The sequence below is a fragment of the Pseudomonas sp. 210_17 TE3656 genome (assembly GCF_054821965.1).
In genome coordinates, this window is sequence record NZ_JBTRBC010000001.1 from 362,313 (window position 1) to 376,375 (window position 14,063).

The 14,063-nt window shown below is 64.2% G+C and carries 10 protein-coding genes and 1 pseudogene; all 11 read right to left on the reverse strand.

The features are described from left to right. Nucleotides 1-102: 102 nt before the first annotated feature. Nucleotides 103-1,431, reverse strand: a complete 1,329-nt coding sequence (locus ACVI9W_RS01755; protein WP_461531777.1) for an MFS transporter — start codon at nt 1,429-1,431, stop codon at nt 103-105. Between the two features lie 85 nt (nt 1,432-1,516). Continuing rightward, a complete protein-coding gene (locus tag ACVI9W_RS01760) occupies nt 1,517-2,725 on the reverse strand; it encodes an acyl-CoA dehydrogenase family protein (protein WP_461528982.1) in 1,209 nt (402 codons plus the stop codon). Between the two features lie 31 nt (nt 2,726-2,756). Next, entirely contained in the window at nt 2,757-4,418 is a 1,662-nt protein-coding gene (locus ACVI9W_RS01765; protein ID WP_461528983.1) for a dipeptide ABC transporter ATP-binding protein, read from the reverse strand. Beyond that, nucleotides 4,415-5,323 carry an ABC transporter permease gene (locus tag ACVI9W_RS01770; RefSeq protein WP_422415724.1) on the reverse strand — a complete coding sequence of 303 codons (909 nt, stop codon included), beginning with the start codon at nt 5,321-5,323 and terminating at the stop codon, nt 4,415-4,417. The genes ACVI9W_RS01765 and ACVI9W_RS01770 overlap by 4 nt, the downstream gene beginning before the upstream one ends. Before the next feature lie 30 nt (nt 5,324-5,353). Next, nucleotides 5,354-6,409, reverse strand: a complete 1,056-nt coding sequence (locus ACVI9W_RS01775) for an NADP(H)-dependent aldo-keto reductase (RefSeq protein ID WP_461528984.1) — start codon at nt 6,407-6,409, stop codon at nt 5,354-5,356. A gap of 28 nt (nt 6,410-6,437) precedes the next feature. Then, nucleotides 6,438-7,781, reverse strand: coding sequence for an LLM class flavin-dependent oxidoreductase (locus ACVI9W_RS01780; RefSeq protein WP_461528985.1), 1,344 nt, complete (start codon nt 7,779-7,781; stop codon nt 6,438-6,440). Nucleotides 7,782-7,803: 22 nt separating this feature from the next. Next, the gene (locus tag ACVI9W_RS01785) at nt 7,804-9,102 is read right to left on the reverse strand and encodes an acyl-CoA dehydrogenase family protein (RefSeq protein ID WP_422415729.1); all 1,299 of its coding nucleotides are present in this window, start codon (nt 9,100-9,102) and stop codon (nt 7,804-7,806) included. Nucleotides 9,103-9,121: 19 nt separating this feature from the next. Then, nucleotides 9,122-10,054, reverse strand: a complete 933-nt coding sequence (locus ACVI9W_RS01790; RefSeq protein WP_461528986.1) for an ABC transporter permease — start codon at nt 10,052-10,054, stop codon at nt 9,122-9,124. Then, the gene (locus ACVI9W_RS01795; RefSeq protein ID WP_461528987.1) at nt 10,051-11,766 is read right to left on the reverse strand and encodes an ABC transporter substrate-binding protein; all 1,716 of its coding nucleotides are present in this window, start codon (nt 11,764-11,766) and stop codon (nt 10,051-10,053) included. Before ACVI9W_RS01795 ends, ACVI9W_RS01790 begins: the two co-directional genes overlap by 4 nt. 44 nt (nt 11,767-11,810) lie before the next feature. After that, nucleotides 11,811-13,274, reverse strand: coding sequence for a TonB-dependent receptor domain-containing protein (locus ACVI9W_RS01800; RefSeq protein ID WP_461528988.1), 1,464 nt, complete (start codon nt 13,272-13,274; stop codon nt 11,811-11,813). A gap of 211 nt (nt 13,275-13,485) precedes the next feature. Then, nucleotides 13,486-13,986 (reverse strand): annotated as a pseudogene (locus tag ACVI9W_RS01805) (TonB-dependent receptor plug domain-containing protein); the annotation flags it as partial. Nucleotides 13,987-14,063: the final 77 nt, after the last annotated feature.

Consider the following 14,063-nt stretch of genomic DNA (forward strand, 5'->3'; position numbering starts at 1 on the left):
TTAATTGTGGGAGCTGGCGACAGCCGGCGATGCTGACACCGCGCACTAACTGACACCGCAGCGATCTCATCGCCGGCTATCGCCAGCTCCCACAGGAATGCCTCATCGGTACACCTCTCTGCCCGCCTCTGGCGCCAACCGGCGAAACACCAGGGCCGAGGCCATGCACACCACCCCGCAGACGCCAATCACCGTCGCGATATCGGCCACCCCAACCTGCTGCTCGCCCTTCACACTCATCAACAGGCTGAGCAACGAAGCCGCCATGCCTACCGATACGCTCATGGTCAGTTGCGTGGTTGCCGCCGACAGACTGCTGGCACGGCTGTGCAGTTCCGCCGGTACATCGGCGTAAGTCAGCCCGCCCATGGCGCTGAACTGCAACGAGCGGATCAGGCCACTGCAGAACAGAATCAGTACCACCAGCCAGTACGGCGTCTCCAGGTTGAAGGTGGCGCAGGCCAGCAGGCTCAGCCCGGTCAGCAGTGCGTTCAGGCTCAAGGTACGGCGAAAGCCCAGGCGCCTGACGATGCGCACCGCCAGCAGCTTGACCACAAAGGCACCGACGCCGCCGGTAAAGGTCAATAACCCGGCCTGCAACGGGCTCAGGCCAAAGCACAGCTGGAACAGCAGCACCATCAGGAACGGCTGCGCCGCCGTACCCAGGCGAAACAGGGTGCCGCCCCAGAAGTTCACGGCAAAGCTGCTTACCCGCAACGACGAAAAATCCAGCAAGGGCTGAGGGCAGCGCCGGGCATGGCGCAGGTACAGCACTGCGGCAACGGCGCCAACCAGCAGCATCAACAGCCCCCAGCGCCGTTCCAGCAAACCATGGCCCAGGGTTTCGAAGCCGAACACCAGAGCGGCCAGGGCGACACTGCTGAGCAGCAGGCCGCGCACATCCAGCGGCTGCTTGCCGACACCGGGATAGTCGGGAATGTAGCGGCGCACCAGATAGATGCCGAGCAGGCCGATCGGCAGGTTGACCAGGAATATCCACTGCCAGGACAACAGGGTCACCATCAAGCCGCCCAGCGGTGGCCCGAGCATCGGCCCGATCAAAGGCGGAATGGCCAGGAAAGACATGTTGCGCAGCAGGTCTTCGCGTGACGACCAACGCAACAGAATCATCAACCCCACCGGCACCATCATCGCCCCGGCCGCTCCCTGGCACAGCCGCGCCAGGCACAGCTGCAGCAACGAACCGGCCAGGGCGCAGGCCAGCGATGCCAGGGTGAACAGCACCATGGCCAGCACGAACAGGCGCCGCGGGCCGAAGCGGTCGGCCGCCCAGCCGCTGACCGGCACGGCCAGCGCGGCGGCGAGCATGTACAGCGACACCACCAGGTTCATGCGCACGCTGGCGACCCCGAACTCAATGGCCATCTGCGGCAAGGCCGTCATCACCACGGTGGCGTCGATCAGCTCCATCAGAAACGCGCAGCCGATAATGATCGGTACCCGTCGTGATTGATTGACCTGTTGCGTCAGCGGCGCTACCTGTAGCGTGCCCAATTCAGAACAGCCCCGAGGTCGGCGGTGGCGTACCGGTCAGTTGCCAGTTGCCTACCGCTGCGGCTTTCCAGTGCCGCGGGTTATGGTTGGCCACGGTGCGGGCGTTACGCCAATGGCGGTCGAGGTTGTGACTGCGGCCGGTGGTCGAGGCGCCGCCAACGTCGAAGAGCAATTCAGCGGCCTTGAGCGCGGACTCGGCGGCGATGTATTGCGCCTGGGCCACGTCGATGGCGGCCTGATCGACCTGCTGCGGGTCAAGGTCCGCCGCCCAGGCACGGTCGATCGAAGCAGCGGCGCGCAACACCACTGCTTCGGCGGTAAAGGCACGGGCGGCGATCTCACCCACGCTCAGTTGCACATAGGGATCGTCCACCGAACGGCTAGCGCTGCTGTGCTTGATCGGTCGCGCATGCGCGCGGGCAAAGTGCACGGCATCGTCCAGCGCATTGCGGGCGATACCGGCCTGCACCGTGGCCAGGAACAACTGCAGGAATGGCGTGACGACAGTGCGCTTGCCCTCCTCCACCGTCCGCGTGCGGATCTCGTCGGCATAGACCCTGACGTCGTTGAGCCGGGTGGTACCGCTGGCGGTCAGGCGCTGGCCCATGGCGTCGAAATCATCGAGCAGCTCCAGCCCGTGACGGTCCCGTGGCAAGACAAAAGATACCGGCTGCTCGTCTTCATCCAGGGCCACCGCACTGATCCAGTCGGCGTACAGCGAACCGGTGCTGTAGTACTTGCTGCCACTGGCGCGGTAGTGCTCACCGTCACGCACCAGACGCGCACTGATCGCGCCATTGGCGCCACCCACTTCCCAACCGGCATTGCCCAGCACCGCCCCTTGCAGGTAGCGGGCGAACCAGCGCTCGCGCTCGGCCTCGGCCCCTTCAGCGCGCGAGGCCAGCAGCCCTTCGACAAACCCGAAGCCGGGGCGCAGCGCCTGGGCGACGTTGGAATCCACCGAGGCGATGCGCAGCAGCAAGGCGATGACATCGCTGACACTGCCGCCCGGCCCGCCATGGGCCTGGGGAATACGGCAGGTGTAGAGCCCCGCCTGCGCCACCTGGCGGACCGCTTCATAAGGCAACTGGCGCTCCCGTTCGCGCTGCGCAGCGCCGGCGGCAATGAGTGGCAACAGGTTATCGATATTGCCCTTGATGTCGTCCAGGTGACGGCGTTCACGGCGTGGTACTGCAGATAAACCAGGCATAAAGCATCCTTGTGTCAGTCAGTCAGGCGGATCAGATCGCTAAGCGGAGAAATTCGAAGCTCGTGCGCCGTCCGCTTTCCAGGTGCGGGATGGCGTCGAGCAACGCGCGGGTATAAGGGTGTTGCGGGCGGTCGAAGACGTCGCGCACCGCGCCGGTCTCCACCGCCACGCCGTCTTTCATCACCAGCACCTGGTCACTGACATGGTTGATCACCCCCAGGTCGTGAGAGATGAACAGGCACGCCAGGCCCAGGCGTTGCTTGAGGTCGTCGAGTAGCTCCAGAATCTGTGCCTGCACCGACACGTCGAGGGCCGACACCGGTTCGTCGCAGACCAGAATCTGCGGTTGCGCCGCCAATGCCCGGGCAATGGCGATGCGTTGGCGCTGACCACCGGACAGCTCGATCGGACGGCGCAGCAAGAGACTCTCGTCCAGGCGCACCAGCTCCAGCAGTTCCAACGCCCGGGTGCGCCAGCTGGCGCGTAGGTGACCGGCCACTTCCAACGCCTCGAACAACACTCGCTGCACGGTGTAGCGCGGATCGAACGAGCTCAGCGGGTCCTGGAACACCACCTGGATACTGCGCCGCAGCTGACGTTTTTCATCCTCGCCGAGGTTCAGCCAGGGCCGGCCCTTGATGTGAATCTCGCCGCCGTCGGGGGTTTCCAGGCCGAGGATCATCCGCGTCAGGGTGGTCTTGCCCGAACCCGACTCGCCGACAATGCCCAGAGTGCGGCCCTTGTACAGCTCTAGTGAAACGCCATCGACCACGGTGCGCCGCTGACCATCCGGGCCCTTGAACGCTTTGCTCAACTGCAGCACCTGCAACAGCGGCGCGCTGGCTTCCTTTGCCGGTGCGCTGACCGCCGCCAGCGCGGGCTGCTGCGGACGGCGAAAATGCACAGCGGCGCCGGCCTTGAGCAGGTACTGGGTATAGGGGTGTTGCGGGTCCTGCAGCACCGCTTCGACACTGCCTTGCTCAACGATGACACCGTTGTGCATCACCGCCACCCGGTTGGCCAGGCGTGAAACCACCGCCAGGTCATGGCTGACAATCAACATCGCGGTGCTGTCGCCACGCAGCGATTCCAGCAGGTTGAGCACCTGCGCCTGGACGGTGGCATCCAGCGCCGTGGTCGGTTCATCGGCAATCAACAGGCGCGGGTTGCAGGCGATGGCCGAAGCGATCAGCGCACGCTGGCGCAGGCCGCCCGACAACTGCCAGGGATACTGACGGGCGCGCAACTCGGGCGCCGGCACGCCCACCTGGCGCAACAACTCGAGTACCCGCGCCTGACGCTGGTCGCGGTTCAACCTGGTGTGCAATTGCAGCGGTTCGACGATTTCCTTGCCTACCGGGCGCAACGGATCAAGCGACCCCAGCGCGTCCTGCATGACAAAGCCGATCTGCGCTCCGCGCACCTGGCGCCAGGCGCGCTCGTCGAACTGAAGCAGGTCCTGCCCCGCGAAGGCCAGGCGCTGGGCCTGAACCTGGGCATGGGCGCCGGTGAGCCCGGCGAGGGTACGCGAGGTGACGCTCTTGCCGGAGCCCGACTCGCCCACCAGCGCCAGGCATTCACCCGCCTGCAGGCTGAAGCTGATGCCCTTGAGCACCGCTGCGCCCTGGCCGAAGCGGACCTGCAGGTCGCGGACATCAATCAGCGGCTGAGGCGTTTGGGTAAAAGCGTTCATAGGTGTTTACCTTCGTTACGGCGCAGCAGTTCACGGCCGATGGCGGTGATCGAAACCACCGTGAGAGTGATCGCCAGGGCCGGCCAGGCCACCAGCCACCAGGCGTTGGCCAGGTAGTTGCGGCCGATTGCGAGCATGCCGCCCCACTCCGGTTGCGGCGGTGGCGCGCCGAAGCCGAGAAAGCTCAGCGCCGCCCCGGCAACGATGGTGCTGCCAATACCGATGGTGGCGAGGATCAGGATCGGCTTGATGGCGTTGGGCAGTACATGCCGCCAGATCACCTGACGGCGAGGCAGGCCGAGGGTTGTAGCGGCCTCGACATAGCCGGCGCCGCGTACCACCAGGGTCTGCGCCCGCACCAGGCGGGCATAGCGCGGCACACTGGCAATGCCCACGGCGATGATGGTGTTGAGCGCGCCCTGGCCGAAGAAGGTGATGATCACCAGTGCCAGCAGCAGGTCGGGAAACGCCAGCAGCACGTCGACCAGGCGCATCACCGCGCCATCGACAAACCGCGGCCCCAGGCCGGCAGCCAGCCCCAGCACTGTCCCCAGCAACAGCCCCAGGGCCGTGGCGCTGAGGCCCAGCACCAGCGAGGGGCGCACGGCATGCACCAGGCGCGCAAGAATGTCGCGACCGTTCTCGTCGGTGCCCAGCCAGTGCAGACTGCTGGGTGGCTGAAACGCCTGACGCGCACTGGCTTCCAGCGGATCGGCAGACACCAGCCAACCCGGCTGCAGCGCCGCCAGCACCAACAGCACGACAAACACAGCGGCCAGTATCAGCCCGGGCCGCCAGGCCAGTTGCTGCAGGCTGCGGCGCCAGCTGCCGAAGCGCCCTTGAAGGTGAATCGGTGCAGGGCTCGGCACAGCCAGCACCGCCACTGTTGAATTGATCGGCGCCATCGGGCACCTCCACTGACTAAAGGTTGTCGTTCACGGCGCCGGATTGGGGAACTGGCGATGGATCTGCTCGATGCGCGCCAAGGTCTGCTCATCGAGCTTCACCTCCAGTGCGCCGAGGTTGTCGGCCAGTTGTTCCAGGCTGGTCTGCCCGGTCAGGGCACTGCTGACAAAGGGCTTGCCGATGACGAACGCCAGCGCCAGCTGTGCCGGGCTCAGCGACAACTCCGCCGCCAGCGCCACATAGGCGGCAATGGCCTGCTGGGCAGCGGGACTGTCGTAGCGATTGAAGGTGCGGTACACCGCTGACAGCCGCGAGCCTTCAGGCAAGGCGCCGTTGAGGTATTTGCCGGTCAAGGTGCCGAAGGCCAGGGGCGAATAAGCCAACAGGCCCAGCTGTTCGCGCTGGCTGAACTCCGACAGACCACCCTCGTACAGGCGATTGAGCAGGCTGTACGGGTTCTGAATGCTGACAATCCGCGGCAATCCCTGTTCATGGGCTTCACGCAGGAACTCGGCCACACCCCAGGGTGTTTCGTTGGACACACCGATGTGGCGAATCTTGCCCGCTGCCACCTGCTCGGCCAGCACCTGCAAAGTTTCGCCAATGCTCACCACCTCGGCATCATCGGCGCCATAGGGATACTCGCGCTGGCCGAAAAAGTTGGTGGTGCGATCCGGCCAGTGCAGTTGGTAAAGGTCCAGGTAGTCGGTCTGCAAACGCTTGAGGCTGCCGTCGAGGGCAGCAACGATGTTGGCCCGGTCATGGCGGCTGCGGCCGTCGCGAATATGCGCGCCGGCACCGGGTTGACGCGCCGGGCCGATGATCTTGCTGGCCAGCACCACTTCGCGCCGCCGGCCGCTTTTGGCCAACCAGCTGCCGATGAAGCGCTCGGTGCTGCCCCAGGTCTCGCCATGAGTCGGTGTGGGGTACATCTCGGCTGTGTCGATCAGGTTGATACCGGCTGCCACGGCAGCGTCGAGCTGGCGATGGGCATCGCCTTCGCTGTTCTGGTGGCCCCAGGTCATGCTGCCAAGGCCGAGCACGCTGACCTGGATGTCGCTGTTGCCTAGTGTGCGTTTGATCATGGTGTGTCCGTCTTCGATAAGGGAAAAATCAAACCGCCGCGGCGGCGCGCTGGTACTGGCTGGCGGGGTACGGCAGGCCAAGGTGATCGCGCAAGGTGCTGCCCTGATAGTCGTGGCGGAACACCCCGCGTTTTTGCAGCAACGGCACCACCTCATCGACAAACACTTCGACCCCGGACGGGAACATGTCCGGCATGATGTTGAAGCCGTCAGCGGCGCCAGCGCGGAACCAGTGTTCAAGCGTGTCGGCGACTTGCTCGGGGGTGCCGACGATCAAGCGGTGGCCGACCAGAATTCGCCGCGACAGCTCGCGAATGGTCAGGTTCTCGCGGCGCGCCAGGTTCAGCTGAGCTTCAAGAAAACCGTGGGAACCGCGCTCGAAGGCATTGACCGGGCCGATGCGTTCCCAGGGCAACGGTGCGTCCAGCTCCAGTTCGTGCACCGCCAGACCGACCCGCGCCGCCACCTGGTTGATCAAGCCCTCCTCGCCGTAATAGGCGTTGAGCTCATCGAAACGCGCCTGGGCCTCAGCCTCGGTGCTGCCGATTACCGTCGACAGCCCCGGCATGATCTTCAGGTGCTGTGGGTTGCGGCCCCATTGACGGGCGCGCTGCTTCATCTCCTGGTAGAACGCCTGGCCATCGACCAGGGTGGTCTGGGTGGTGAAAATCGCGTCGGCATACCGTGAGCCCAGGGCCTTGCCGCCTTCGGAGGAGCCCGCCTGCACCAGCACCGGGCGGCCCTGAGGTGAACGCGGCAGGTTCAAGGGCCCCTTGACCGAAAAGTGCTGACCGACAAAATCGATGCTGTGGACCTTGGACGGGTCGGCAAAGCGCCCGCCCAGGGCATCGCCGATCACTGCGTCATCCTCCCAGCTGTCCCAGAGTTTCAAGGTGACGTCGATGAATTCGTCGGCTCGGGCATAACGGTCCACGTGGCGCGGCGCGCCGGCCAGGCCGAAGTTCTGCGCGGCCGCGTCACCGGCATTGGTGACCACATTCCAGGCCGCACGGCCGCCACTGATATGGTCCAGCGAGCTGAAGCGCCGGGCCAGGTTGAACGGATCGTTGTAGCTGCTCGACGCCGTGGCGATCACGCCAATGTGCTGGGTCGCCAGCGCCACTGCGGTGAGCAGCACGGTGGGCTCCAGACGCCCGGCCGGGTGCTCGGCGATGTCCCCGACCAGCGCCGGGCCATCGGCCAGAAAGATCGCATCGAGTTTGCCGCGCTCGGCGATGCGGGCAATGTTGCGGTAGTACTCGACATCCAGGTAGGCATCGGCCGCCACCTCGCCCTTGCGCCAGGCGCTGGCGTGGGCGCCGAAGCCGAGAATGTTCATGCCGATGCTCATCGTTGGGTTGGGCTGGCTCATGGCAACTCCTCAGTGATTGGCTTCAAACGGCGCTGGCTTCATCGCGGGCGCCAGCGTCATTCTGGTTCGCGTGCTGCGCGTGCAATTCACGCCAAGCCGCGCCGGGGCTGACGCCGTTGAGGTAGTAATGGCCCAGGGCACGCTCGCGGAAGATCGCCGGGTTGTGCGACGCCAGGGTGCGGGCGTTGCGCCAATGCCGGTCCAGGCGTCGAGCCTGGCTGGTGGCCGAGGCGCCGCCGACTTCAAACAGCAAGGTGGTGGCTTCGAGCACCTGCTCCAGAACAATCTGCTGCGCCTGGTAGGTGCGGATGTCGGCTTCGACGTAATCGGCTTCAGTGACCGTGCCGTCGAGCTCGGCCTGGTGCACCTGCTGCAACACCTCGGCGACGCCCAGCACCAGGGTCTGGGTGGCATAGGCCAGGCTCGACAGGCGGCCAATCACCCGCTGTACCAGCGGGTCGTCCTTGGGACTCGATTGCCCGGGGATGCCGAACGCGCGGGTACGGCCCTGGACGAATTCCGTGGCATCGCGTTGCACGGCACGGGCAATGCCAGCCAGGGTTGCCAGGTGAAACAGTTGATAGAAGGCCGAGAGATACGACTCCGCGCGCAACTCACCTGGCTTGAAGCGCCGCAATACCTGCTCCGGGGCCACCGCCACCTGGTTGAAGCGGGTGGTACCGCTGCCACTGAGGCGCTGGCCAAAGCCGTCCCAGTCATCCTCCAGGCTGACGCCGGGGGCCGTGGTCGATACCACGACACTGACAAAATCCTTGTCCTCCATGGCCACGGCCGCCACCCAGTCGGCGTAAATGGCGCCGGTGCAGTAATACTTCTCGCCCTGCAGCAACCAGCCTGCCTCGGGGGCCTGGGCATCCACCGCACTGAGCTGAACCGTATTGCCGGTGCTGTCGGTGCGCTCGGCCATGGCCGCGCCCCACAACTGCCCTTCCACCACCTTGGTCAGCCAGTAACGCTGGGAAGCCACATCACCGCTGGAAAGGCGCCCTTCGACAAAGCCGAAGTGCGCGCGAAAAATCTGCGGCAGGTTGGAGTCGGCTTCGGCGAGGTCGATCAGCAGGCGGAACAACACCGGCAGGCTGACCTGCGCGCCTTGCAACGCTTGCGGTACTCGCAAGGCACCAAAGCCGGCCTCGCGCAGCCAGGTCACCGGCTCGTGAGCCAGTTCGCGCTGCTGTTCGCGGGCCACAGCGGTCTGCGCGATACGGGCAAACACCGGAGCAAAGCGCGCCTGCAGCTGTGAGTAGTCCAGGCCAGCGCTGGTCGCGGCCAAGGGTGATTTCAGGTCATGAGCACTCATGGCTTGTCCTTGAAAGGGGTCACACGCGGGTACTGCGTGGATCGACCCAGTGGTTGATCAGGTCGACGAGAAAGTTGACGACCACATAAATGGCCGCTGCCAGCAGGGTGATCCCCAGCAGCAACGGCATGTCCTTGGTCACGGCGGCGTCGAGCATCAGCCGGCCGATCCCCTGGCGGGCGAAGAGCATTTCGATGATTACCGCGCCCCCCAGCAGGCTGGCGAAGACAAAGCCCGACAGCGTCACCAGCGACACCAGGGCATGGCGCAAGGCGTGCTTGAGGCGCACGCCGAGCTCCGACATGCCGCGCGCCCGCGCCATGGCGATAAAGGGCTGTTCGAGGATGTCTTCCAGTTCCTGGCGCAGCACTTGGGTGAGTACCGCAGCAATCGGCAAGGCCAGGGCTAGGCTCGGTAGAATCAATGCCTGCCAACTGTTGGAGCCGGACGGCGGGAGCAAATGCCAGCCGAAGGAAAACAGCAGCAACAGGACAATGCCGATCACGAACGAGGGCGCCGACGACAGCACCAGTTCACTGCCCGATACCAGAGAACGCACCCAGCGCGGTCGGTTGGCACTGAACACGGCGCAAACCACCGCGAGCAACACCGACAGCAGCGCCGCGGCCAGCGACAACTGCACCGTCGCCCCCAGTTGCGAGCCGATCACCTGCAGCACCGGGCTGCGCAAGCGATACGACTCCCCCAGATCACCCTGAGCCAGACGCCCCAGGTACTGGCCGTACTGCACCAGCAGCGGCTGGTCGAGGCCGTACTCGGCACGCACCTGGGCAATCAGTTCAGCGCTGGGCATCGCGTCAGGGCCGCCGAGGATTGCCAGGGCTGGATCGCCGGCACTGAGATTGATGGCCAGAAAGGTCAGGGTCGCTGCGCCCCAGAGCACGCCCAGACCCGCCAATAAACGCCAGGCTATTCGCTGAATGCTGTTCATTTGCTCTCCTGGTCAAGCCAGACGCTGGTGAAAAACGGCGTGTTGTGCGAGGTGTCGAAAATCAGGCCCTTGACCTGTTTGCGGTAGGCCAGCAGCACATGGCTTTCGAACACCGGCACCGCCGGGATGGTCTGCGCCAGGCGCTCCTGGGCGGTGCGATAAAGTTCGGCCAGCGCTGTCGGGTCGGTGGTGAGTCGCGCCGCACTGAGCGCCCGATCCAGCTCGGCATCACGGAAACGCCCGACGTTCTGGCCGATCAGCTTCGCGGTGCTGATCGACTGGCTGTGGTAGAGGATGAACAGGCCATCGGGCGTGTTGGTGTGCCAATAACCGCCACCGATGGCCTGGAAATCACTGGCGTAACGGCGTTGGGTGACCTGGGCCAAAGGCAACAGTTCGATGTCGATCTCGAAGCCGACTTTCTTCAGGTCGGACTGGATGGCCACGGCGATGCTGCTCGGATAGGCGGCGGTTTCGTAGGTCAGCAACTGGGCCGCCAGACGCTGGCCGTTCTTGACCCGATACCCCTGGGCATCGCGTTGCTGCCAACCGGCCTGGTCGAGAATGCGGTTGGCCGCAGCGACGTCATAAGCCAGGGCATCCTTGAACGCCGGGTCGTAGTAGCGGGTGTTGGCGGCGAGAAAATCGCCCTTGGCCAGGTACTCGCCAAAGCCAGTGATCCAGGCCAGACCATCACGGTCGATGGCCTTGGCCACCGCCCGGCGCACTTCAATATCATCGAAGGGAAAGCGTTCGACGTTGAAGGTCAGGCTGCGAAACGGATTGGCCTTGCGAATGCGGCTGCGCAGTTCCAGTTCGGGATTGTCGCGAATGGCCCTGGCGTTCTGGGTCGGGGCATCGACAGTGAAATCCGACTGCCCCGACTCCAGGGTGCTGAAGCGGATCATCGGCTCCGGAACAATGCTCAGTTCCAGACGGTCGAGATAGGCTTCGCCCTGGTGCCGGGTTACCGGTGGCGCCCAGTTGTAGCCTTGGCGTTTGACGAACGTGGCGCCCTGGTCGCGGGTATAGCGCTCCAGCACGAACGGCCCCGAGCCGATCGGGTGTTCGGCAATGCTCTTGGGTGCCTCGATGATCTGCCGCGGCGAAATCATGCTCAGCCAGGACTGCGCCAGCACGTCGAGAAACGGCGAGTAGGGTTCACGCAGATGCGCCTCGAAGGTGTACTCGTCGACGATGCGCCCGTCCACATAGGGTGCAATGTAGGCCGCCGCCAACGGCGATTTGGTCGCCGGGTCACGCATGTGCTCAAGGTTGATCTGTAGCGCCCGGGCGTTGAATTTTTCGCCGTCGCTGAAGGTCACGTCATCGCGCAGGTGAAAGGTGTAGGTCTTGCCGTCGGCAGAGATCTCCCAGGACTTGGCCAGCCATGGCGAGATGTTGCCCTGCTCGTCCTGATACAACAGGCAGTCGAACAGGATGCGTCCGAGCCACTGCACGTTGCCGTGGGAAATCGAATGCACGTCCAGCGTGGTGGTGTCCGAGGCCGTGGACACCCGCAAGGTGCCGCCGGACTTACCCGGTGTGTGTTCAAAATAGTCCTGGGCGGCGTAGCTCAGGGTGCCGTTGCTGAGCGTGCCATCGATGGCACTGCCCTGCCCCGGCGCCTGGCTGCCGGCCGGCTTGCAGGCCGCCAGGGCCAGCAAGGCGCCAAGCACCGTCAGGCTGGCGAGCCGTGTGATTACACTCATGTCGATCTCCCGCAGGTGCCGTATGCACGGCACCCGCCCCTGGCTCAGAAGTTGTAGGCAATACCGGTGAAGGCGCCGAAGCCGTCACCCGGGTACAGCGACGCCGTGTCCTGGCCCCTGGCGTTGTAGGTGGGCAGTACGGCGGTGACGTAGTCCTTGTCGGCGAGGTTCTTCAGGTCCAGGTACACCTGCCATTTGTTGTTCGGCGCGTCATAGCCCAGGCGTGCGCCCCAGAGGGTGTAGGACGGTGCATAGAAGGTGTTGGCGTAGTCCACCGCGGTGCTCGATGCCGAACGCACGTTGATGCCGGCGTAGAAACCATTGGCGTACTGATAGAACAGTTCGCCCTGGTAGACATGCTTGGGCAGCCCCGGCAATTCGTTCTTGCTGAACAACGGGTCGTTGCGGTAGTGGAAGTCGTTGAGGGTGTAAGCCTGGCGCCAGCTCAGCACATCGCCGTTGTCACGCTGCCAGAGTTTGGTGGTCAGTCCGGCCTCGACACCCTGGTGGATGGTCGGGGTGGAGTTGTAGGTCGACACCACCGCGGCCGAGGTGTTGGTCGCCGGGATGATCTCGACGTTAAGCAGTTCATCCTTGATCCACGATTTGTACAGGGTCAGGCTGCCATCGAAAATCTCCGAACGCCCGCGAACACCCACTTCCACGGTATTGGCACTTTGTGGCACGAGGTTCTTGGCAAAGTTGGTGGTCACCCCGGAACCGGAACTGGACCAGGAGCTGGGCGGATCGATGGAACGGCTGACGTTACCGAACACTTGCACGTCCGGGGTCAGGTAGTAGCGCAAGCCCACCCGTGGCGCCAGCTTCCACTCCTGATAGCGATAGTGGCTGGGGAAGTCGCTGGTGTTGGCGCGGTCGCTGAAGGTCACGTCGACATTGCGCTTGACCTCAATGGCCGAGACGCCGGTGGACAGGTACAAGTTATCGGTCAGGCCCAGGTCGTTACCGAGCGAGAACACATGGTCGAACGAGCCATCGTATTCGACCTGTTTCTGCAGCACGCCGAGGTCCTTGTCACCCTTGTAGGTGCGCACCCCGGCGCGTATGTGCTGGGTACTGCTCCAGCCGGCGGTGGTGGTGCTGGACAGGCCGAACAGTTCATCGCTGCGGCTGTACTTGAGCGAGTAGTTGATATCACGCCAGTCCCAGTAGTTGGGGTTGACCGTGCTCTTCTTGCTGAGGATCTGCGGATAGTTGTGGTAGACCAGCCCGGCGACCAGAGTTGAATCGTCGTCGAAGGTATAGGTGGTCTTGCTGCCCACCCAGGTCGAGCCTTCCTTGGTTGAGTCGGCACGGGTTGCGCGGGTGGCCGCGTTGGTCTGTGAGGAGTTCTTCTTCAGCTGTGCCAGGGTCAGGGTGCCGGAGTTCTCGTGGTACTCCTCGCGGTAACGGATGTAGAGGGCGGGTCTCCAGTTTCGGGTTGAAGCGGTAACCGAAGTTGCTGACCACACCCTTGGCTTTGGTGAAGGTGAAATCCTGGTAACCATCACGACGGGTATTGTCGACGCTGATGAAATAGTCTCCCGCGCCCGCCACGCCACCGGTACTCAAGGTCTGCTTCTGCCAGCCGAAGCTGCCGCCTTCGACCTTGATACGGTTGCCCGGCGCAGTGAGGCCGGAGTTGGTCACAAAGTTGATCGCCCCACCCAGGGACAACGCGCCGTATTCAAAGGCGTTGGCCCCGCGCAGCACTTCGGTGTAACTCAGGCCCTGGGTGTCGAGCAGCTCATAAGGCGTACCACCGGCACCGGTCAGGGACAGGCCGTCGAAGAGGAACTTGGTGCCTTCACGGAAATAGCCGGGCGAGGTGTTGGCGCCCGAACCACGAATGGAAATCTTGATCGCATCGTTGCCACCCGCCGCCTGGGCATACACACCCGGCTGATAGGCCAGGGTGTCTTCCAGGGTCGCCGAACGGCCCTTCTCCACATCGGCCTGTTTGACCAACCCGGTGCCCCCGGGGATCTCGTCGAGTTGGGCCTGCGCCTGCTCCACCGGGGTTACTTTGGCGGCCTGGACCGTGACAGTCTCCAGGCGTTGTTCGGTTTGTCCGTTGTCCTGGGCCTCGGCCAAGGGGGCCAGTGTCAGCAGTGCGGCGCCAACACCAGCGAGTGTCCAGTCTCTCCCTACTACTTTGGTCGAATGAGTGCGTGTTGCGGATGTTGCCCAAGGCACGAAATTCAAGGTCTTGCTCCCCACCTGATTAAAAAAATAGGCGAGTTTCTATTGGTATAGTCAATCTCACAGGGAGCTATTGCAGTGACCGTGCCAAGTTG

Coding starts and splice junctions, on each gene's coding strand:
- ACVI9W_RS01795 (WP_461528987.1), bottom strand. CDS start 11,766: ATGAGTGTAATCACACGGCTCGCCAGCCTGACGGTGCTTGGCGCCTTG.
- ACVI9W_RS01775 (WP_461528984.1), bottom strand. CDS start 6,409: ATGATCAAACGCACACTAGGCAACAGCGACATCCAGGTCAGCGTGCTC.
- ACVI9W_RS01755 (WP_461531777.1), bottom strand. CDS start 1,431: ATGGAGCTGATCGACGCCACCGTGGTGATGACGGCCTTGCCGCAGATG.
- ACVI9W_RS01770 (WP_422415724.1), bottom strand. CDS start 5,323: ATGGCGCCGATCAATTCAACAGTGGCGGTGCTGGCTGTGCCGAGCCCT.
- ACVI9W_RS01765 (WP_461528983.1), bottom strand. CDS start 4,418: ATGAACGCTTTTACCCAAACGCCTCAGCCGCTGATTGATGTCCGCGAC.
- ACVI9W_RS01780 (WP_461528985.1), bottom strand. CDS start 7,781: ATGAGCCAGCCCAACCCAACGATGAGCATCGGCATGAACATTCTCGGC.
- ACVI9W_RS01800 (WP_461528988.1), bottom strand. CDS start 13,274: ATGGTTACCAGGATTTCACCTTCACCAAAGCCAAGGGTGTGGTCAGCA.
- ACVI9W_RS01785 (WP_422415729.1), bottom strand. CDS start 9,102: ATGAGTGCTCATGACCTGAAATCACCCTTGGCCGCGACCAGCGCTGGC.
- ACVI9W_RS01790 (WP_461528986.1), bottom strand. CDS start 10,054: ATGAACAGCATTCAGCGAATAGCCTGGCGTTTATTGGCGGGTCTGGGC.
- ACVI9W_RS01760 (WP_461528982.1), bottom strand. CDS start 2,725: ATGCCTGGTTTATCTGCAGTACCACGCCGTGAACGCCGTCACCTGGAC.